Annotated in this window: 18 protein-coding genes; 12 read left to right on the forward strand and 6 right to left on the reverse strand. The window is 50.4% G+C overall.

Translation table 11 applies throughout. From position 1 onward, the window contains the following. Positions 1-52: 52 nt before the first annotated feature. Positions 53-1,423 (forward strand): alpha-L-fucosidase, encoded by a 1,371-nt coding sequence (locus ACE3MZ_RS04600; RefSeq protein WP_411345312.1) that lies wholly within the window; start codon positions 53-55, stop codon positions 1,421-1,423. 202 nt (positions 1,424-1,625) lie between these two features. Here the strand turns inward: ACE3MZ_RS04600 and ACE3MZ_RS04605 are convergent, their stop codons facing one another. Together ACE3MZ_RS04605 and ACE3MZ_RS04610 are read right to left on the reverse strand one after the other, a co-directional pair. Beyond that, complete coding sequence (locus ACE3MZ_RS04605; RefSeq protein ID WP_411346693.1) at positions 1,626-1,709, reverse strand: putative holin-like toxin; 84 nt, start codon at positions 1,707-1,709, stop codon at positions 1,626-1,628. 225 nt (positions 1,710-1,934) lie between these two features. Then, positions 1,935-3,404: a PLP-dependent aminotransferase family protein gene (locus tag ACE3MZ_RS04610; RefSeq protein ID WP_411345313.1), complete on the reverse strand. Its 1,470-nt coding sequence runs from the start codon at positions 3,402-3,404 to the stop codon at positions 1,935-1,937. A gap of 168 nt (positions 3,405-3,572) precedes the next feature. On the opposite strand from ACE3MZ_RS04610, the gene ACE3MZ_RS04615 reads away from it, so the two are divergent. Next, entirely contained in the window at positions 3,573-4,223 is a 651-nt protein-coding gene (locus ACE3MZ_RS04615) for a LysE/ArgO family amino acid transporter (protein ID WP_411345314.1), read from the forward strand. Positions 4,224-4,241: 18 nt separating this feature from the next. On the opposite strand, the gene ACE3MZ_RS04620 is transcribed toward ACE3MZ_RS04615, so the two are convergent. From ACE3MZ_RS04620 to ACE3MZ_RS04635, 4 genes are all read right to left on the reverse strand, one after another. Beyond that, positions 4,242-4,448 carry a hypothetical protein gene (locus tag ACE3MZ_RS04620; protein WP_411345315.1) on the reverse strand — a complete coding sequence of 69 codons (207 nt, stop codon included), beginning with the start codon at positions 4,446-4,448 and terminating at the stop codon, positions 4,242-4,244. A gap of 163 nt (positions 4,449-4,611) precedes the next feature. Beyond that, positions 4,612-5,484: a sugar phosphate isomerase/epimerase family protein gene (locus ACE3MZ_RS04625; RefSeq protein ID WP_411345316.1), complete on the reverse strand. Its 873-nt coding sequence runs from the start codon at positions 5,482-5,484 to the stop codon at positions 4,612-4,614. Between the two features lie 174 nt (positions 5,485-5,658). Beyond that, positions 5,659-6,516: a sugar phosphate isomerase/epimerase family protein gene (locus ACE3MZ_RS04630; RefSeq protein WP_411345317.1), complete on the reverse strand. Its 858-nt coding sequence runs from the start codon at positions 6,514-6,516 to the stop codon at positions 5,659-5,661. Next, the gene (locus tag ACE3MZ_RS04635) at positions 6,513-7,574 is read right to left on the reverse strand and encodes a Gfo/Idh/MocA family protein (protein WP_411345318.1); all 1,062 of its coding nucleotides are present in this window, start codon (positions 7,572-7,574) and stop codon (positions 6,513-6,515) included. Before ACE3MZ_RS04635 ends, ACE3MZ_RS04630 begins: the two co-directional genes overlap by 4 nt. Before the next feature lie 291 nt (positions 7,575-7,865). Here ACE3MZ_RS04635 and ACE3MZ_RS04640 point away from each other — a divergent pair, with 291 nt between their 5' ends. From ACE3MZ_RS04640 to ACE3MZ_RS04685, 10 genes are all read left to right on the forward strand, one after another. Continuing rightward, positions 7,866-8,738, forward strand: coding sequence for an AraC family transcriptional regulator (locus ACE3MZ_RS04640; RefSeq protein WP_411345319.1), 873 nt, complete (start codon positions 7,866-7,868; stop codon positions 8,736-8,738). Positions 8,739-8,899: 161 nt separating this feature from the next. After that, positions 8,900-9,121 carry a hypothetical protein gene (locus tag ACE3MZ_RS04645; RefSeq protein ID WP_411345320.1) on the forward strand — a complete coding sequence of 74 codons (222 nt, stop codon included), beginning with the start codon at positions 8,900-8,902 and terminating at the stop codon, positions 9,119-9,121. Between the two features lie 600 nt (positions 9,122-9,721). Next, positions 9,722-11,281, forward strand: a complete 1,560-nt coding sequence (locus tag ACE3MZ_RS04650; RefSeq protein WP_411345321.1) for a methyltransferase domain-containing protein — start codon at positions 9,722-9,724, stop codon at positions 11,279-11,281. Continuing rightward, positions 11,278-13,968: a polynucleotide kinase-phosphatase gene (locus ACE3MZ_RS04655; RefSeq protein ID WP_411345322.1), complete on the forward strand. Its 2,691-nt coding sequence runs from the start codon at positions 11,278-11,280 to the stop codon at positions 13,966-13,968. The genes ACE3MZ_RS04650 and ACE3MZ_RS04655 overlap by 4 nt, the downstream gene beginning before the upstream one ends. Before the next feature lie 62 nt (positions 13,969-14,030). After that, positions 14,031-15,260, forward strand: coding sequence for an RtcB family protein (locus ACE3MZ_RS04660; RefSeq protein ID WP_411345323.1), 1,230 nt, complete (start codon positions 14,031-14,033; stop codon positions 15,258-15,260). Between the two features lie 87 nt (positions 15,261-15,347). Continuing rightward, the gene (locus ACE3MZ_RS04665; protein ID WP_411345324.1) at positions 15,348-15,638 is read left to right on the forward strand and encodes a putative quinol monooxygenase; all 291 of its coding nucleotides are present in this window, start codon (positions 15,348-15,350) and stop codon (positions 15,636-15,638) included. A 209-nt stretch (positions 15,639-15,847) separates the two neighbouring features. After that, entirely contained in the window at positions 15,848-16,786 is a 939-nt protein-coding gene (locus ACE3MZ_RS04670; RefSeq protein ID WP_411345325.1) for an ABC transporter permease, read from the forward strand. Next, positions 16,783-18,024, forward strand: coding sequence for an ABC transporter permease (locus tag ACE3MZ_RS04675; RefSeq protein WP_411345326.1), 1,242 nt, complete (start codon positions 16,783-16,785; stop codon positions 18,022-18,024). The genes ACE3MZ_RS04670 and ACE3MZ_RS04675 overlap by 4 nt, the downstream gene beginning before the upstream one ends. 19 nt (positions 18,025-18,043) lie before the next feature. Continuing rightward, positions 18,044-19,021 carry an ABC transporter ATP-binding protein gene (locus tag ACE3MZ_RS04680; RefSeq protein ID WP_411345327.1) on the forward strand — a complete coding sequence of 326 codons (978 nt, stop codon included), beginning with the start codon at positions 18,044-18,046 and terminating at the stop codon, positions 19,019-19,021. A 29-nt stretch (positions 19,022-19,050) separates the two neighbouring features. Then, the gene (locus ACE3MZ_RS04685) at positions 19,051-20,289 is read left to right on the forward strand and encodes an ABC transporter ATP-binding protein (protein WP_411345328.1); all 1,239 of its coding nucleotides are present in this window, start codon (positions 19,051-19,053) and stop codon (positions 20,287-20,289) included. The last annotated feature ends 7 nt before the right edge of the window (positions 20,290-20,296 follow it).

Genomic DNA, 20,296 nt, shown 5'->3' on the forward strand with positions numbered 1-20,296 from the left:
TTCAGGCTGTATTTGTCGTGTATTACATATTCTATGAAATGGAGTGAAGAGTATGGTCACACAAGCGATACATTCCTCTACGATACGACCGGAATGGCAATGGTTCACAGATAGTCGGTATGGATTGTTTATTCATTTTGGCCCGTATGCGCAAATTGGACGCGGGGAGCAAGTACTATTCCGCGAGCATCTGGATCAGCAGGAATATGCTGATCTGGCGTGTGCATGGAATCCAGAGCACTTTGACGCTGCGTTATGGGCGCGGACAGCCAAACAGGCGGGTATGAAATATGCTTGTTTGACGACTCGTCATCATGACGGCTTCTGTTTGTGGGATTCGAAGTATACCGATTACTCTACTGCTGCGCAAAGCTGCGGTCGGGATCTGGTCAAGGAGTTTGTAGAGGCGTTTCGGGCGGAAGGGCTGCGAGTCGGTCTGTATTATTCATGGATGGATTGGCGCATTCCTGCGTTCTTCGATGGGCCAGACAAAGACCCGCAGGGCTGGGCGGAAATGAAAACCTATATGCACAATCAGGTGGAGGAACTGCTGACTGAGTACGGCGTAATCGACCACTTTTTCTTCGATGGTGTGTGGCCAAGAACAGCAGAAGAACTAGGTAGTGTAGAGTTGGTGAAGAGGATGAAGGAGCTACAGCCGCATATTCTGGTGAACAATCGTCTCGGTCCGTCCGAAGGTACGAAAACGTATGCTGACGGTGGAGCAGGTGCAGGCGATTCGGACGTGTTGGGTGACTTTGGTACGCCGGAGCATCAGATTATCGCTGATCCCAACCGACTGTGGGAATCGAATCAGGTGACGACGTGGCGGTTATGGGGCTATACAAAAGGCGAACGTTGGCGCCCAGCGGATGTATTGCTGGATCTGTTATGCGAATGTGCAGAGAAGGGCGGCAATCGTGGCGGTAATCTGCTGCTCAATGTTGGTCCGCAGCCAGATGGTCAGTTGCCGCCGGAGTTTGTGGAGCGGGCGCTGGAGATCGGGAAATGGCTAGATGTGCATGGTGAAGCGATCTATGGCTCGGATGGTGGCAATGTGACGGAGTTTATTTCACGGGGACGACAGACGACGAGCGGCAATCATCTGTATCTGATCATTCGCTTTTGGGACGGGGAGCCGGTACTACGGTTAGCTGATCTGGTGACGCCAGTGAAGCGTGCGACGCTGTTAACGACCGGGCAGGAGTTGGAAGTTGAGCAGCAAGGGGATGTGCTGTGGATCAAAGGGCTGCCCAAGGAAAGCCCGAGTCGATTGTTTCCGGTGATTCGGCTGGAATGCGATGGTGTGCCGGAAGGGAATGTATGGGGCAAACAGCGATTGTGGGAAGGTGATCCGACGAGGATTGCGGATTGGGCGAGGTCGCGTGGGACGTCGGTGTATGTGGATGGGAAAAGGAAATAGTGAATTTGTGACGTAAATACATTATTTTTATTAGTGAATCGTTTAAAAAGTATTCAAAACCAGTTTCGGTTGATGTATACTGTGGTTAGAAAGAAACAAGGAGCCGTGCTAGTAACACGACTCCTTGGTACAATCACTGCGTAAAGAGCAGCCGGCTTTTATTTAGGATAGACGAATAGACCGTATCCCTGGACCGGGCGGTCTATTTCTTTTTCATGTAGGTAAGAAGCGCCAGAATGAACATGCCGAATAACAGCATCAAACTGAGAGTATCTTGGACCTCCATGGGCTTCACCTCCCTTCATGGGGAGATTAGCCGACCGCCCTTGTCGCCGTAAATTGTACTCTGGTAGTATAGCATGAAATGAATAATAATAGCGTAAAAAAGTTTTAGTATAATTTCAACATGAACATGAACATGAACATGAACATGAACATGAACATGAAAGGATTAGATCGTTGCCAGTACATTGTTGGTGACGGTCTGATCCGTTTTTTTTGTACATCCCATTTATGATTTATTCCCATGTAACAATTGATCTACCAATCGGCGTAATCTGTTCAGACTATAGTCCAATTGCTCGATCGTCGCATACGCATACGACAAGCGAATATGATGAGCAGACTGGCGGTCGTAAATATAGCCGGGATTGATCAGAATGCCTTCTTTGAGCGAAAGGTGGAACAGACGATGCACCGATATATGAGTAGGCAGTTCCAGCCAAATATAAAAGCCGCCGGACGGCACGCTCCATTGAGCCAGATCGCCAAAATAACGTTCCAGCAGCGATAACAACCGCGTTCGCCGTACACGCAACTCAGCGCGCAGCCATTCACAATGCTGCTGATGATAACCGTCAGCGAACCAGCGGGTGGCGACATATTGGGAAAAGCCGCTGGAGCCGTAATCGGTTTGCATTTTGATATCTGCCAGTCGTTGGATGACTGGTTCGGGAGCGATGATCCAGCCGACGCGGATGCCGGGGGTCATCATTTTGGATAGGCTACCGAGGTAGAGAATATTGCCGTCGGTGTCCTTCGCCTTGAGCGGTGGTGGGGATGGTTCATCCAGCCATAACTCACGGTATACATCGTCTTCGATTAACGGCAAGGACTGGTTGCGGCACAACTCTAGCAATTCGTTACGGCGCGCAGGTGACATAACGATGCCGGTCGGGTTGTGAAAGGTTGGGATCGTGTATAGCAGTCCCGGTTGGTGCTGAGTAATCTGCTGTTGCAGCGATGTCAGTTGAATACCCTGCTCGTCCATCTCCACACCATGCACGCGAATGCCTGCCGATTGAAAGACGCGTACGGACTGAATATACGATGGTGCTTCCGCCACAATCGACGATGGACGTGCCAGCAAACCGACGGCGATGAGCTGTAAGGCTTGCAATGCGCCAGATACGATCAGCACCGATTCTGGACTACATGCAATACCCATGTCAGCGGCATGAATAGCAATTTGCTGACGTAGGGCAAGACTGCCTCTTGGTTCTTCATAACCGAGAAACAGTTGCTCGTCAGCATGGTTCAGAATCTGTTTGATAGCTGTCATCGGCAGCAGTTCTGGTCCGGGTTCACCTGTGCCGGTGCGAATCATATCGGTCTGGTATTCGGCTTCGTTGATCTGGCGAATCGCTGGTAAATTGGGCTGATGCGCACCTGCTTCTACATAACTGCTCCAGTCGATAGCATTAGCGGCAAGCATATTCCATGTGCTATTGACGACATGCGTACCACCGCCCTTATTACCAGCGACGATGCCGTAAGATGCCAGTTCTTCGAGCGCCTGCGTGACGGTGCTGCGATTGACGCCAAACTGCTCTGCCAGCTTGCGCTGGGACGGGAGCCGCGTACCGACTGGCCATTCGCCGCTGCTGATTTTGTGGCGCAATTGCTGTTCAATTTGGCGATGAATCGGCACCGAGTGCTCACGATTTAGTTGCCACGGTTGCGGCGATTGTGGTGAAGACATGATAAGTTCCTCCGTGAATGAAGCTGATTTGGAACCATTATAGCAAAAGAAACAAATGAGATGAGCATTATGCTATACACTTGGCTGGTGTGTAGAAAATGAGTTTGGCTGTTTGCATGAGATACACTCCTTGCTACACTTGGATTTGTGTACAAGGGGGATGACGATATGGCTGGTGTGATGATACATGCGTTTGTTTTGGCGCTGGGATTGATTTTGCCGCTTGGTGTGCAGAATGTGTTTATTTTTCAGCAGGGGATGGTGCAGCGCAGATTATGGAGCGTATTGCCCGTCGTGGTTACTGCCGGATTGTGCGATACGCTGCTCATTGGTCTGGCGGTCGGTGGTGTATCGGTGTTGGTGTTCGGCTTGCCGGGAGTGAAGCTGATACTGATGAGCGCCGGGGTATTGTTTTTGATCTATGTGGGCGCTGTAACGTGGAAAAGCACATCGTCTGTACAGCCGACCGTAGGCGGTGATTCGGTGGATTCTCCGACATCGTTGACGGCGCGAAAACAGGTGGCGTTTGCGTTATCTGTTTCGCTACTCAATCCACATACTTTGCTGGATACGATCGGTGTGATTGGTACGAGTTCGTTGCAATATGAGCATGGAGCAAAATGGGTGTTTGCGTTGACTTGTATCGGTGTGTCGTGGTTGTGGTTTGGATTGCTAGCGATTGCGGGGATGACAGTTGGCAGATGGGATGAAGATGGGCGTTGGTTTCGCGTGTTAAATCGGTGCTCGGCGCTGTTGATCTGGGGCATTGCAGTGTATTTGCTCATAAGTGTGTGGCAGGAGATTCAGTTTTTACTTTGACTGGACAATAGAGGAATCCTATATATAATTGCGACGAACGACGAACGACGAACGACGAACGACGAACGACGAACGACGAACGACGAACGACGAACGACGAACGACGAACGACGAACGACGAACTAGAGAAGTAGGAACGTCTATAAGATCAAACCAATAAAAAGGCAGAATGCTGGAATGAGCGCAGCGTTCTGCCTTTTTATATAAAGCATGTTGTGGTGACAATGTTCTCGTACATACTATAATTCGATGACGAAATGATCATCTACACCTAATAGCTCGTGCGATTCCTGCCATATAGATACTGATGCAGATACATGGAAAATCTATATGCTGAAATGAAAGTCCAACTTTTTAGCCTTCAGGATTGAAATGTACGCGTACGCTGTTAAACCTTCGCCTTAAATCCTTTAATAAACTCCACCGCTTTACGGATATCCTGCTCCGGTTGGCTACCGACTTCGCGTTCAATCGTCAGATAGCCGGTGTAGCCGATGTCCTGTAACGCTGCGAAATACGCTTTGAAATCAACGCTTCCTTCGCCTAGCGCCACTTCCTTAAATCCAACACTACCATCTTCAAAAGCAGCAATCTGCTCATGACTCAGATCACCATACACGTCATGCGGATTCACTTCCGCCGTGCGAATGCCGTCCTTCACATGGGTATGCACGATGTAGTCGCGCAGCGTATACACGCCCTGAACGGGATCATCGCCGGTGACCATCACCATGTTGGCAGGATCGAAGTTGACGGCGACGCCTTTGTTATCCAGTGAATCGAGAAATTGCTTCAATCGTGTCGCTGGTTCCGGTCCCGTTTCGATGGCAAAATAACCGCCCATGGACGAAGCGAACGAAGCGAGTTCGTTACACGCGGCTTGCATAATGGCATATTCCGGGTGATTGGTATCTTCGGGAATGATGCCGATATGTGTGGTGACGATAGGTGTACCGAGTTCGAGCGCGAGTGTCATAATCTTTTTGGATTTTTCTACTTTCCATACATTGTCTGTCTCGCGGCGGAAGCCGTGTCCGCCGAAATCGGCGCACAATGCGGACACTTCCAATCCCAACCCTTGTAAATATTCCTTGAGATCGCGGCGGCGGTCGATGCCCAGATTGTCCGGGTCCATTATGCCTTCGGTTGCCCAGATTTGTACGCCGTCTGCACCGACTTCAAGCGATTTTAATAAATTGTCGCGCAGTTCCAGTTTAAAAGCATCGGCGATCACACCGATTTTACCCAGTTCGGTTGTCATATCGTCACGTCCTTTTTGGAAAATATCGTGAGCATACTTGAGTGTGTATCCATACATATTCGTAGGTATTCAATGGACGATTATCCATGTCACGAATGGAAGCAACGTATCTAGTCGCTACTTCGATGTAGCTAATATTGCGATGTGCTCCGTTTCGCTACATGGAAGTATCTGTTAAACGGCATCCCAGATACGGCGTACATTGTCCAGTCCAACTTTCGCGCCGATCAGGCAATCTTCCATGCCTTCAAATTCCACTGACAGGTAGCCGTCGTAACCGGAAGCTTTGACAATTCGCAGAATCTCCCACATATCCAGATCGCCCTGCCCGATAATCGCGCCGCGCAGATACGTTCCGCTAGTGCTTGTAAACCAGCCTGCACCCGGATTCCGATCTGCCGGACGCAGGTAAAAGTCTTTGATATGCACCATTGAGGCAAAGGGCAGATTTTTCTGCACGGCAGCGACCGGATTCTCGTCGGCACACACAAAGTTGCCGACATCCAGCGTTGTTTTATAATTGTCGCGGTTGACTGCTTGAACTAGCGTCTGTACGCGGTCGGCATGCTGGATCAGGTAGCCGTGGTTCTCGACGCTGGTGGTGATGCCATACGTGGCAGCGTGCTCAGCGATGCGGCGACAGGCATTGGCAAGCTTCTCCAGATGAGTATTGAAGTTGGCAATCGATACATCCGGCGAAGAGGCGACATCGTGGCGCATCAGCTTGACGCCCAGCTGGGCAGCGATATCCACTTCACGGATGACGCGCTGGATTTCCTGCTCGTATGCTTCCTCGCTATCTGTCAGAAAATTAGCGCCAATCGCATAATTAGACAACTCTATGCCGCGTTGCTTGGCACGTTCCACGATCTGGTCAATCCATTCCGGGTTATCCGTCAGGCTATAGCTGAGCGGTACAATCTCGACATGTTCTGCGCCGTGTTCGGCAGCGTAATCGATCACATCCAGCACGGTCATGTCGCCGCTGGATAGTTTGCCGTGCAGGCTGTACGTACTGAGTCCAAGCTTCATAGAATCACCTCCCGACCGAGCTTCGCCGATTCGTACACCGCAGTCAGCATGCGCATCATATGCACGCCGTCTTCCACCGGGCTAATCGGCTGGCTGCCAGTCTGAATACAGTGGATAAAGTGACGAATTTCGTTGTCAAACGCACCTTCAAAATGGAACCCGGCATGATCCGTTTGCGGCTGGATATTCAGCACGGTATTGTATTTTTCGGTAGTGATGGAGATGGCTGGATCCACTTCAAAGCCGCCTTTGCTGCCGTATAGCTTGATCTGCCCTTCATTTTCACGGGCGTGCAGACTGAAGCTGACATCGACGAGCAGGGAAGCCCCATTTTTGAAACGGATCATGACGTTTGCCATATCTTCCACATCGTTCTTGGTGGCGTCGTAATCGGCGGCTTTGTAATGGGACAGGTGTTGGATGTGGGCGCGGTTGCCCAATTCGTAATATGTATTGCCACTGACGGATACGGGTTCTGGACGACCCATCAAATACCAACATAGGTCGATCACGTGTACGCCGATGTCGATCAACGGGCCGCCGCCTGAGCGTTCGATGTCGCTAAACCAGCCACCCGGATTGCCGAAGCGGCGGATATACGATGCCTTGGCATAATAAATGTCGCCAAAATCGCCTTGTTCGCTAAAATGCTTGAGCATTTGCGCATTGTTGTCATACCGACGGACAAAACCGACCATCAGCGTTTTGCCAGATTCGCGGACGGCGGCTTGAATTTGCTCTGCTTCTTCCACCGTGCGGCAGAGTGGCTTTTCGACGAGTACGTGCTTGCCTGCTTTTAACGCGGCGATGCTGATCTCAGCGTGCGTATTGTTCCATGTACAGATACTGACGGCATCGATCTCTGGATCAGCGAGCAGCTCGTTATAATCGCTGTACGCTTTGGCACCTTCATATTGGGAGGCGACAGCGCGTGCGCGTTCTTCATTTTTATCGCAAACGCCGAGGATGGTTACGTCTTCATGGTTGTGATACGGCTTCAAGTGAAACTCCGAAATACTGCCTGTTCCGATAACGCCAATACCGATGGTGGTTTTCATAGCAATCGTCCTTTCCGGGTAGGTGAGTATGTAGCTGATTTGCAACGATTATATAATTTCGGGAAAGAGGGAGCATGAATGGAAATGCGCTTTATTTGAACTATTGTGCTGTTAGGAGAGGCGATATGAAGTATAGTAGAAGTGTGATGAGATGCTGGAATGTACTCCAAACGTGATGAACACATGAGCGAACAGTATGTCACCCAAGTGTGTGGAGAAAGGCATATTTGCAACACGTAGAATACATACTTGCATCGTTGTGAACCATCTAAGTCCTCAGGAGGTGTGTTTATGAATTGGCCGGTGGATTTGCAGGAGCCGATGAGTATGCCTGATCCTTCGTTTCCGATTAAGGTGAATTTTTGTGGATCACGGGAGTATGGGCAGGTGATGTTTCCGCATCATTGGCATCGGCATATGGAATTTTTGTATGTGGAAAGTGGGGAAGCGATGATTGAGTGCAATGCGGAGCCGGTGCATGTACGTGCTGGGGATCTCATTGTGCTGAATGGTAATGATCTGCATCAGGGGACAAGCTTGTCGAATCAGCTGGTGTATTATGCGTTGATCGCGGATTTGCAATCGCTACAAAGTCCGTCACAGGATGCGGTAGAGACGCGTTTTATTACGCCGATGACGCAGAATCGGCTGCTATTTCGCACACATATTCGCGGGGATGCCGAGTTACAGCGCTGTATGGAGGATATTATCGACGAGTTTCGCAATCGCCGAGTAGGGCATGAATTGTCGGTCAAATCGTATATGTATCGGCTGTTAACGCTACTCGTGCGTGGATATGTGGCGGACGTGTCCAACTGGAAGCATAACGAGAATCGGATGCGTAATCTGGAGCGGTTTACGCCGATTTTGCAGCATATTGAGCAGTGTTATGCGGATGAAATGACGATTGAACAGCTGGCGGGCATGGCAGGGCTGAGTCGGTTTCATTTTAGCCGATTATTTCATGAATTGACTGGGCGCACAGTGACGGAATATATTAATCGGGTAAGGATCAATCGGGCGGAGTATCTGCTGATTAATACCGGGATGACGGTATCGGAAGTGGCGATGGCGGCAGGGTATAACGACATCTCATATTTTAGCCGCACCTTCAAAAAATACCGGGATGTTGCGCCTTCGGAAATTCGGGAGCTGTTGATGTAATGTTTGAATAGTGTAATGTAAGAACGATAACGTACTGCATATAACGAGCAGTTACAGAGCAGGTGTAACGTAGTGATCTATCATGGATATGTTACCATTTGAATAATTGTGCTGCTTTTTGCAAGTATATATTTCAGATTTGAAGGAGAGACGACAGGCATATGTTAAATGTATTCATCTGGGCAGGCTTTATTTTGCTTGCGCTTGCGGTGATTTTGAGCAGTTCTTGGTTTGGCGGCGGGTATGTACGTAGCGAGGATGAAGCAGTTATTGAAGCACGAAGATTGCAGAAAAAGCAGCGTATGAAATGGGCGCTGCGCTGTATCGGTCTGTCGGTGCTGGCATTCGTGCTGGCGCTCATCGTTTACAATTTGCCACTATAAAATAGACAAAAGCAAGCGTTGACAGAATCTGGGGACGCGGTTATGATGTTGACATTCAAGTGCTGCAACAGCGGCATCACCATTACTTTTGAGGAACAGGAGGACGCAGGAGATGATGTACTATACGTATTTGCCAGAGCAACCGTCGAATTCACATTATGATGAACGCAGCCCGCAGCGAAATTTGCGCACGGTCGAACGTTCTTATTTTCCGGAACATATATCCGGATCGCTCACCCCTATACGTACATGTACAGACTCATCATCCTTACCGGACCTCCATATCGACCTGCCCAGCAGGCGGTAACTTACTCATTGGTCTGACGCTATGTACCGCAGTGACATGATCTACATGTCATTCTGGTAACAATAGCAGCAGGCAAATTAGCATTAGGGAGAATATAAGCCAAGCAGTGTATCTGCTCGTTGTCGTCGCATGAATATTCAGCTAGTATCGTTGAATGAACATGGCGGATGACGCAGCAGCAGGCATTTGCCCAGCATACCCGGCCGTGGACTGAATAGTCTGCGGTCTTTTTGTGTTGTGGCATGGATAGCAAGTGAGGAACAAGGAAGTAAGCTACATAGGGAGGAACAAGCATGTATTTACAAATCAAATCTGTCGGTCCGCACGCTGGCATGATCTCGCATCTACTCGCAAAGAATCCATACAACCTGTACGACCGTCAGGAAAAAGGCGCTCGTGTGCGTCTGTTATTTCCCGTATTTACAGAGCAGGAAATGCAAGTGCTGCTGTTTGTTACACCCGACCCTATCGATCTGGTCAAAGGCAGCCCAGACAGCTATGACATTACGAATTATATTAACGACCGCGAGTTTGTCGTTAGCAGTTTATTTTGCTCGTATATTCGTCCAGCGCTCGGTACAGCGCTGAATGGTAAGCCGAAGGCGGATTATGCACAGTGGGTCGATTATCAGTTCCCGCTTGAAATCAGCGTAGGCCCAGTAGCATCCAATTTGCCGGATGATGTGCTGTCGTCGCTGTTCACGGCACTTGGGTACGAGGTGGAGCTGGAGCGTGGAGAAAGCGACTATTCCTTTCAGCTGAAAAAGCGCAGTACGATTCGAGTCATTCATCTGCGCGGGGAAGCTACCATTCAGAATCTGCTGCGGCAATTGTTTATTTTGCTGCCCGTGCTGGATGATTATAAGCATTATTATATCGGCGACGAGGAAGTAGAACGGCTACAGCGGTATGGCGAAGGCTGGCTGACGATGCATCCGCAGCATCGGCTGATTGTCAAACGGGCATTGCGCTTTATGCCGCTGATTCGCCAGTACAGCGCATCCTTGCCGCTGGAAACGCAAGATATGCTGGAACAGCCCGAAGAAACGCAGGAGGTGCTGGAGCAATCGGAGGATGGTAGCAGTGAGCGCGACGGAACAGCAAGCAAGGCAATTGCACCGGAGGATCATCTGCATACATCCAGTTCGCACGTTCCTACAGTATCTACAGATGTCGTAACAGATGATACGGACGCGACGTTGGAAACTGTACCTGCTGCTGTACACACTGTCAAAGCTCCGCGTCTGAACGAACTTCGATATCAGGCAGTCGTAGAGCAGATCGGTGTATTGCCACAGCGTCAGACCATCGTCGACTTTGGCGCTGGCGAAGGCAAATTGTCTGAGCGGTTGGCACGTATTGGCGGTGTAAAGCAGGTATGGGCAGTGGAGCCGTCCGCTTATGCAGGCGTGCGTGCACTGGAGCGATTCGCTGATATGCAGGCTTCGGGAGCAGGTACGGTGCCGCAGCTGGCGACCGGCTCGTTATTTTACCGGGATGATCGCTGGAGTGGTGCGGATGTGATGATTCTGTGCGAGGTGATCGAGCATATCGATGAGCTACGCTTGCCGATGGTGATGCGTACGCTGCTGGATGAATATCGTCCGCAGACGTTGATCCTGACGACACCGAACCGTGAGTACAACGCGGTCTATGAAATGGAACAAGATGATATTCGCCATACTGATCATCGGTTTGAATGGAGTCGTCAGCAATTTGCGGACTTTTGCCAGGAATGGAGCACGTACGGCGGTTATAAGATGAATATGCACGGGATTGGTGAGGTGTCCGTGGAATATGGTCAACCGACACAGATGGCGGTATTTCACAAACAAGGAGGGAAGAACAAATGACTGGCTACCGGGATGAACATAACAAAGGGCAAGAGAATCAACAATATGACGACAAACGAGATCAGCCATTGCAGCAGGAGCCGATTCGCACGATTACAATGCCCACCGGCGGAATTGTGCTGCTGATGGGACCGTCCGGCAGCGGGAAAACGACATGGCTGGAACAGCTAGTAGAGAACGGCACTCTGTTAGCTAGCGAAACGGTATCGTCTGACCGCTTCCGCCAGCTTGTTGGAGATACCGACCATATCGATTGGCGGCAACATCCGCGTGAGGAAGGCGATGTACTGTATCAGCAGTATCGGCTAATCTCGGATCGCGCGTTTCGGGTGATGGAAGAAACGATTGCCGCGCGTGCTCGGCTCAACTTGCTAACATGGGTAGATGCGACACATTTGCATCCTGAAGATCGGGCGGTCTATATCAACCTTGCACGTCGCAATCATGTGCACATTATCGTCATTGCGCTGGATGTACCGGAAAAGGTACTGCTGGAGCGCGACCGCACTCGTCTGCATGCGCGTGGACGACAGAGAATCAAGCAGCATATCGGCGTGTTTCGCGAGAATATGTACAAGCTCAAAAGCGAAGGTTTCGACGCTGTACATCTATTGAAGCCGCGCGATCTGGAACTGGTTCGGCTGGAACGTACGGCGAACCCGCTACTGCAACCGCTCGGAAACGGTGTGGATGTAATCGGTGATATTCACGGCTGTTACGAAGAAATGATGCAGCTCATTCACAAGCTTGGCTATGTCGCAGATGAGCAGGGCATCTACCGTCATCCAGATGAACGGATGTTAGTCTCAGTCGGCGATATTATGAGTCGTGGTCCGCGCTCGCTGGAAACGATGCAGTTCTGGCAACGTCAGCTGGCAGCACAGCAAGCGCTGATGGTTGACAGTAACCACGGCTGGAAAGTGGCGCGTTATCTGGAAGGACGCCGAGTACAGATGAACCACGGTGACGAGCAATTTGTAGCGGAATTGGAGCAATATGGGGCTGTACACGGGCAGGAAGCACTGGACACACTCAAAGAACAGTTTCGTGCAATGCTGCTGGCAGCGCCGTCCCATCTCGTATTTACGCATAACGGTGTGCGCCGCTTGATCGTAACCCACGCAGGAATTCGGGATCATTACATTGGCAAGCAGTCCAAAGGTATTTCCGATTACTGTCGTTATGGCGAAACCGATGGACAGGATGATAGTGGCAAGCCGCAGCGCACCGATTGGTTTGCGAATCATGAGTCCGGAGAATGGATCGTATGGGGACATGATCCGCGTCTGCGTCCGACGATTGTGAATCGCACAGTCAATATTGATCAGGGCGTCGTATTCGGCGGGCAGCTGACGGCGTATCGTTTTCCAGAGCAAAGCTTTGTCGCGGTAGACGCGTTGCACGATTATGCGCAGGATGTAGACAGCCCGCTAGAGCGTCAGCGCAAACGTCGCTTTGCCGCGCCGAACTTGACGCCGCTTATTAACGGGTACAGCGTCATGACTGACAGTTACGGTGAGATCGGCGTGCGTAGTGAATTTGTGAAAGCAGCGGTCGATACGGTATCGCATTACACCGTGCCGCTGGAAGAATTGATGTATGTACCGCCAACGATGACGCCGCCAGCGGTCTCAGCGCTGGACGACTATCTGGAGCATCCGGCGGAAGCGCTGGCGTATTACCGCTCCCGCAATGTGTCTCGTATTGTTGCACAGAAAAAGCATATGGGTAGCCGTGCAATTGTACTGCTGTTCCGCGATTCGCAGGCAGCAATTCCGTATATCGGACGTCCGCTCAGTGGACGCATTTACACACGTACCGGGCGTGCCTTTTTCCCATCTTCATTGGAGCAGCAAGTGCTGGATAAGCTGCGTACAGATCTGGAGCATGCGAACTATTTTGAGCAATATGGGACGGATTTTGTACTGTTGGATACTGAGATTGTGCCGTGGAATTTGAAGGCACGCGAACTGATCTCATCCCAATATGCGCATGTGGCAGAAGCGGCGCTGCATGATCGTCGTACGATTCTAGATACGCTACATACCGCGCAGCAGCAAGGGCGCGAAGTAGCGGACTGGATTGGGGAATGGAGGGAACGACTGGATAATGCACAGCGATTTGCAGAGGCATTTCAGGCATATTGCTGGGATACAGACGGGCTGGACGGCATTCAGATTGCACCGTTTCATATTCTGGCGCATAGCACAGGTTCGCTCATGGATCGGGAGCATAGGTGGCATATGCAGCATGCTGAGCAATTGGCACAATCTTGCTCGATGATACTAGCTACCGAATATCGAGTAGTGGAGCTGGGCGATGAAAATGCCGAACAGCAGCTCGTACAATGGTGGAGCGATATGACTGAGCAGGGGCATGAAGGTATAGTGATCAAGCCAGAGTGTATGACGACATATGACGGAGATCGTTTGGTACAACCGGCGATCAAAGTGCGTGGACGCAAGTACCTGCATATTATTTATGGAATGGACTACTTGCAGCCAGACAATCTGAAACGATTAAAACAGCGCAAAACGCGTAAAAAAGAACGCCATGCGCTGATGGAATTTGCGCTCAGTCTGGAATCGGTAGCGCGCTTTGTACGTCAGGAGCCGCTGGAGCGGATGCACGAATGTGTACTCGCGGCGTTATCGCTGGAAGCCGATGCGGTCGATCCACGTCTGTGATCGCTGAAGCCCCCCTTTAGATAGAATAAGAAAACAAACATAATGAAAGTAGAGTGAACAAGATGGCATTTCAAATTATCGACGGCGTGCGTGTCTGGGGTGAACCGGACAGCAGTGCGGTCAGTCAGGCAGTAACGTGTGCCAATCATGGTAATGTGGTGCAAGCGCTGCTGATGGCAGATCATCATAAAGGCTACAGTCAGCCAATCGGCGGTGTGGTCGCCTATAGTGGTCAGATCTCGCCATCTGGTGTCGGCTATGATATCGGTTGCGGCAACAAAGCGGTACGTACCAATCTGATGGCAGCGGATATTATGCCTCAGATCGGTAGCATGATGGATCAAATCGCCAATCAAATTACGTTTGGCGTTGGACGGGGCAATCGCAACCGTGTCGATCACGAGCTATTCGACGATCCAGACTGGAATGTATACATGCAGGTTGCAGGGAAAAAAGGGCATGATGCACTGAAAAGGCTTGCCCGTGAGCAGCTGGGCACGGTCGGCAGTGGTAATCACTATGTCGATCTGTTTACCGAGCCATCTACAGGACGGCTATGGATCGGCAACCATTTTGGCAGTCGTGGATTTGGACATAAGACGGCAAGCGGATTTCTGAATCTGGCAGCGGGACGGGGCTTCTTGGATAAAGCGCCGGGTGAGCACATGGATCAGGCGCCAACGCTGTTCGATCTGGATCAGGAGCATGGCGAGCTATACTACCGGGCGATGAAGCTCGCAGGACGGTACGCGTATGCCGGACGCGATTATGTCATTGATGAAGTACTGCGTCTGCTGGGCGCGACTGCGGATTTTGCAGTGCATAATCATCATAACTTTGCGTGGAAAGAACAGCATGACGGGCAAGAAACGATTGTCGTTCGTAAAGGTGCGACACCTTCGGCACCGGGTCAGCTGGGCTTTATCGGCGGCAGTATGGGCGATATTTCGGTCATTGTGCGCGGGAAGGACAGTCTGGAAAACAAGCAGTCCTTTTACAGCACCGTACATGGCGCTGGTCGGGTCATGAGCCGTACGCAAGCAGCGGGTAAAATGAACTGGAAAACTCGCACCCGTAATGGTGGCGCGATCACGCGCGAGCAGATGAAGCAGGCGATTGACGATTTTGGTGTGGAACTACGTGGCGCGGATACGGATGAAAGCCCGTTTGTGTATCGCAAGCTGCAAACGGTGCTGGACGCGCATCATGAGACGCTGGATGTGCTGCATGTGCTGAAGCCGATTGGCGTGTGCATGGCGGGCGCGAATGAATTTGATCCGTATAAGGATTGAGTGGGGTTGTATTGTTGATCGTTCTCCAAAACGGGTATGCTAATACATAGCACCGCCAAAATGGATTCATTGGAAGGAGAATGATCGATGACGAATCTTGTTAATAATGCGATCTTGAAAGCAAAAGCAGGGTATGAAGAGCAGTTAAAAGCAGAGTTAATCAAAATGTTGGAGCCTTCTCGCAGCGAACGTGGTTGTATTCAATATACGTTGCATGAATCGGTGGAACCGGGTGTATTTGTCTTTTATGAAATATGGGAAGATGAAGCTGCGCTTGAATTTCATATAAATACCCCTCATTTCAAAACCTACCGTGAAAATATTGCATCATTGATTGATTCTCGTGAAGCATTCCGTTTGCACCAGATCGAACAATAATATAAGCATCATACAACAGTGATTTCCGATATCGGGAATCACTTTTTGTTATGTGTATCCACAGATTGTTGATCTGATCCAGACTACCTGTGCTTTTTGTATCAACATTATCTATTAGACGTCGATTGGTAATTTCGATAATCTAATAGATACATATTAAATTTTATAAACCCGATAGGAATTATAAGTTTTATAGAAAGGGACTGCTTATGATCAAATATGTAACGAAACGGCTATTGATCGCGTGCTGCACACTGCTCGTTATTTTGTTCATTTTATTCGCGATGATGGAGTGGATGCCGGGTACGCCGTTCAATGATGATAAATTGACCGCACAGCAGCTTGCCCAGCTCAACACTGCCTACGGGCTGGACAAGCCGGTGCCGGTAAAATTCGCTAATTACGTAACACATGTGCTGCAAGGCGACTTTGGCGTATCGTATGTCATTCAGAAAAATATGCCGATTGCCAGCTTGATTCAAGATCGGCTACTCATCTCCTTCCAAATTGGTTTGCAGGCAATTACGCTCGGTGTGGTGATCGGTCTCATTCTCGGCATCATCTCAGCGCTGCGTCATTCGACGATCTGGGATACGATCTCGTCGCTCGTATCGATGCTAGGCGCGAGTATTCCATCGTATGTATTCGCGCTAGGATTAATGTACGTTTTCGCTTTTAAATTGGGCTGGTTTCCGGTGTTGTTCTCGCAGCGAATGGCGGATTCGTCAACTATTTTGCCGAGTATTGCACTGGCGATGCTGCCAATTGCCAAGGTAGCACGATTCACACGCAATGAGATGATCGAAGCGCTGCAATCGGATTACATCCAGCTGGCGCAATCAAAAGGTATTAACAGCTTTGGCATCATTCTATTCCATGCGCTACGCAATACGCTCATTCCGCTGCTAACGGTCATTGCACCGATGGTCGTGGGCATGATGATGGGCAGTATGGTAATCGAAAACATTTTCGCTATTCCAGGTATCGGCAATCTGTTCATTACCGCTATTCAGGTGAATGATTACAATGTTGCGATCTCGATTGCCTTTATTTATAGCGTACTGTTTATCGGCATGATGCTGCTGGTCGATCTGCTGTATGGACTGATCGATCCACGAATTCGGCTGGCGGGAGGAGGAAAAGCGTGAAGAAAGGCATCGATATCTATGCTCGTCATACGAAGCGGAACGACACTTCCTCTCTCGACGCATCCCATGACGCTTCCAATAACTTAGCACAAGCTAATCAATCGCCAGCATCTACCGATCTTCGCCAGACTAGCGGAGCGAAAGTGCCTACAGAAACGACAGCTATTGCACAAACGACGAATGCTGTACAACATCCATTGAATGCACAAGAACATTATGTTGGCAATAACGGTTCACATGAAGGAAATTCTGCGTTTGCTGCACCGTTTGAGCTGGCACATCGGCAGCTTGCCGCTGAAGGCATTAACGAAGAGTACCGCAAGCCGCGTTACGACAGTATCCGCCGTGTCTTTCGCAGTAAAAGTGGCTTGATTGGCGCTATCATTCTCACGCTGATCGTTCTGTTTGCACTCATCGGTCCACTCATTAGCGGCTATGCACCGAATGCAGTAGATATGAAAATACAGAACCTGCCGCCACGGCTACCGGTTGTGGAGCAGCTGGGCTTTTGGAATGGAGAGACGCGGGGCGAGAATCCGTATATCGAACGGGGGATTCAGCAGCAGTATCACTATTTTGGCACCGATACGCTCGGGCGCGACCTGTGGACGCGTGTATTTACCGGGACACGCATTTCGCTATTTGTAGCGATGGTGGCGGTATGTATCGATATTGTAATTGGGATTACCTATGGCATGATTTCAGGATATTTTGGCGGCAGGGTTGATCTGGTGATGCAGCGGATCATCGAGGTGATTGCGGGTATACCGAGTCTGGTCGTCATTACGCTGTTTATGATTATTCTGAAGCCGGGGCTGATTACGATTATTATCGCGCTCATGATTACGAACTGGATCGGGATGAGCCGGATTGTTCGGGCGCAGGTATTACGACTGAAGCAGCAGGATTATGTACTGGCGGCACGTACACTGGGCGCTTCGGATATTGTCATTTTGCTACGGGAGATTTTGCCGAATATGTACGGCACGATCATCATTATGGCAATGATGTCGATTCCAGAAGCGATCTTTATCGAATCGTTCTTATCGTTCATCGGGCTGGGCATTCCTGAGCCGACGGCTTCGCTCGGTACGCTGATCAGTACTGGCTTCAAGTCGATGATGATTCATCCGTATATGGTGGCGATTCCGGTCGCTGTGTTCGCACTGCTGATGATCAGCTTCAATCTGCTGTCTGATAGCCTGCGCGATGCACTGGATTCCAAATTGAAAATCTGAAGCCAAGGAGGCGAGCAAGATGACAGTGGCAGAGCAATCAACAAACTTTATCCAGCCGGTGAAAATAGCAGCCGACGATGCTCCCTTGTTATCGGTCAGCGGATTGAAGCAGTCCTTTCGCTCCAATGGGCAGAGAGTGCAGGCGGTCAACGGTATCGATCTGCACATCCGGCAAGGCGAAACGTATGGACTGGTCGGTGAATCCGGTAGTGGCAAGTCGACGATTGGACGATGCCTGATCCGTATTTATGATCCAGACGAGGGCAAGATCATATTAGACGGTAGTGAGATTAGCGGCAAATTGACGCGGGAGCGCAAGCGATATATTGCCAGCCGCATGCAGATGATTTTCCAAGACCCGATGGCAAGTCTGAATCCGAAAAAAAGGGTGATCGACATTATCGGGCAGGGGCTGGATATTCATCGCACATATCGTTCGGCAGCAGAGCGGCGGCAGCGCGTGTATGAAGTGATGGATAAAGTAGGGCTGGCGCGCAGTCATGCGGATCGGTATCCGCACCAATTTTCCGGCGGGCAACGACAGCGGATCGGCATTGCGCGGGCGCTGATTATGAATCCAAAGCTGCTCATTGCCGACGAAGCGATTAGTGCGCTGGATGTATCGATTCAAGCGCAGATTGTCAATCTGCTCAAGCAATTGCAGCAGGAGCTACACACGGCGTATCTGTTTATCGCGCATGATCTGGCGATGGTGAAGCATATTTCGGATCGGATTGGCGTGCTGCATCACGGTTATCTGGTGGAAACGGGCACAGCGGATGATATTTTCCTGCGAGCGGTGCATCCGTATACTCGCTCACTGCTGTCAGCAATTCCAGTACCTGATCCACGGGTGGAAAAGCATCGGCAAAGCTTTCACTACCACGCGAGCGAGCTGGATTATGTCGATGCAGTAGAGCATCGTCTGGAGGGAGAGCATGCAGTGCTGGCTACACCGGAGCAGCTGGTGCAATGGCAACAGGAGATGAAGGTATAGAATGCAGCAAGGTGAAAGGAGGAGCGTACATGAGTGAGTCAACGATACATAATGATGCACAATCTGCAAATCAGCAGATAGCGTCCGGTACACAATCTCTATCGTCACAAGCGTCAGATGCACCATCGCAATCTCTATCATCGAAACCTATACCGTCACAAGCGCCAGTCGTATCATCCGATGCACCGCACATCTTGTCCGTATCGAATCTGGCGGTTAGCTTTCGGACGGCGCGCGGATTGCTGCGGGCGGTGCGTGGTGTTGATTTTGAATTGAAGCGTGGGAAGACGCTGGCGATTGTTGGTGAATCTGGCAGCGGCAAATCGGCGACAGCGCGGACGATTATGGGGCTGGGTGGACCGCAGCAGCAGATCGACAGTGGGCATATTTATTTTCACGATAGTCAGAATGGAAGTGGAGAGCCCATTGATTTGCTTGCGCTCAGCAAGAAACAACTGATTTCCGACATTTGTGGTCAGAAGATTGCAATGATCTTCCAAGATCCGATGAGTACGCTCAATCCGACGATGAGCATCGGGCGTCAGATTGTGGAAGCGATTCGCAAGCATCAGCGGCTCGGTCGACGGGATAGTCGTGAGCTAGGCATTCAATTGCTGGAGGAGGTCGGTATTCGGCAGGCGGCGCATACGTACAAGCAGTATCCGCATCAGCTGTCCGGCGGAATGCGGCAGCGGGTCGTCATTGCGATTGCACTTGCCTGTAATCCACAAATTCTGATCTGCGACGAGCCGACGACAGCACTGGACGTGACGATTCAGGCGCGTATCTTGGAGCTGATCGCACGGATTCAGCAGGAGAAGAGTCTGTCCGTCATTTACATTACGCATGACTTTGGCGTAGTGGCACGGGTAGCGGATGAGGTGGCAGTGATGTATGCCGGGCAATTGGTCGAAAAGGGCACTGCCGACGATATATTTTACCATCCGGTTCATCCGTACACTCGTGCGCTGCTGTCCTGTGTACCGGATGCCGGAATCGATGCGCACCGCTTATATTCGATTCCGGGCATCCCGCCTGATCTGGTGCATCCCATTACAGGCGATGCGTTTGCACCGCGTAATGAATATGCGCTGAATATTGATTTTGAACAGGAGCCGCCAGAATACCGGATCAACGATACGCATACCGTTCGTTCATGGCTGCTGCATGAACAGGCACCGGAGCTGGACGTGAATCCTATTTTGACAGAGCGACTGCGTCAGATGCAGCAGCGCGCTGCCGATACAACAACGCAAGCAGAAGCATGACCCACTA

Origin of the sequence: Paenibacillus sp. WLX1005 (assembly GCF_046603685.1) — a bacterium.
Taxonomy (GTDB): domain Bacteria; phylum Bacillota; class Bacilli; order Paenibacillales; family Paenibacillaceae; genus Saccharibacillus.